The organism is Shigella sp. FC1661 (genome assembly GCF_001712525.1).
GTDB lineage: Bacteria > Pseudomonadota > Gammaproteobacteria > Enterobacterales > Enterobacteriaceae > Escherichia > Escherichia coli.
The window spans coordinates 1-1,203 of the sequence record NZ_MDGW01000353.1 but is presented as its reverse complement, the minus strand read 5'-3'; the positions used below and the strand labels follow the sequence as shown (position 1 = coordinate 1,203).

Genomic DNA, 1,203 nt, shown 5'->3' with positions numbered 1-1,203 from the left:
AGGCAGTTCGCCGTGACCGAGCCAAATCAGGTGTGGTGCGGTGATGTGACCTGTATCTGGACGGGTAAGCGCTGGGCGTACCTCGCCGTTGTTCTCGACCTGTTCGCAAGAAAACCAGTGGGCTGGGCCATGTCGTTCTCGCCGGACAGCAGGCTCACCATGAAAGCGCTGGAAATGGCATGGGAAACCCGTGGTAAGCCCGGCGGGGTGATGTTCCACAGCGATCAGGGCAGTCATTATACGAGCAGGCAGTTCCGGCAGTTATTGTGGCGATACCAGATCAGACAGAGTATGAGCCGGCGCGGAAACTGCTGGGATAACAGCCCAATGGAACGCTTCTTCAGGAGTCTGAAGAACGAATGGATGCCGGTGGTGGGTTACGTAAGCTTCAGCGAGGCAGCTCACGCCATAACGGACTATATCGTTGGATATTACAGCGCACTAAGACCGCACGAATATAACGGTGGGTTACCCCCAAACGAATCGGAAAATCGATACTGGAAAAACTCTAACTCGGTGGCCAGTTTTTGTTGACCACTTCACCAGAAACTGCATCAGTTTAGTACTGGGTAAATTTTTTACGCAGAAGAGCCTTACCAGACTTGTCTTGACAATGAATGTGGAAGGAATGCTTTCCGAGATCGATACCAATAAGTGTGATGTTCTGTATGATGGTCTCTCCGTTAAGGGATTCACCTTAACAGCGTACTGCTGTTAGGGTGGGGGTGACCATCTCATTATCCCCGCCTTTTTCCTGCCGGTCCCGGACAGAGCACAAAGGAAGTCGCCGCCGGCTCCGCTTTACCCGGCCATGCGGGGCATGGCCTTGTGGGTTTTCAGCTCTGTAGCCTCAGCGTCGTGTGCGGGCTGTGCCGTGCCTCCATCTTAGCCGGGCTGGCGGGGATGGGGATTTGCCCCTATATTTCCAGACATCTGTTATCACTTAACCCATTACAAGCCCGCTGCCGCAGATATTCCCGTGGCGAGCGATAACCCAGCGCACTATGCGGATGCCATTCGTTATAATGCTCGAACGCCTCTGCAAGGTTCTTTGCTGCCGTTAACCCGTCTGGTTTGGGCATGATACTGATGTAGTCACGCTTTATCGTTTTCACGAAGCTCTCTGCTATTCCGTTACTCTCCGGACTCCGCACCGCCGTGTTCTTCGGTTCAAGTCCCAACATCCGGGCGAACTGGCGTGTT

2 protein-coding genes and 1 pseudogene are annotated in these 1,203 nt (G+C 53.7%); 1 reads left to right on the top strand and 2 read right to left on the bottom strand.

Annotated features, from left to right (window positions below; translation table 11 throughout):
- A partial coding sequence (locus BFF42_RS17810; RefSeq protein WP_039060271.1) for an IS3 family transposase occupies nt 1–534 on the top strand: 534 nt, incomplete at its 5' end.
- 31 nt (nt 535–565) lie between these two features.
- Here the strand turns inward: BFF42_RS17810 and BFF42_RS17805 are convergent.
- A pseudogene (locus BFF42_RS17805) lies at nt 566–670 on the bottom strand (IS110 family transposase); the annotation flags it as partial.
- Nucleotides 671–917: 247 nt separating this feature from the next.
- A partial coding sequence (locus tag BFF42_RS17795) for an integrase core domain-containing protein (RefSeq protein ID WP_000318964.1) occupies nt 918–1,203 on the bottom strand: 286 nt, incomplete at its 5' end.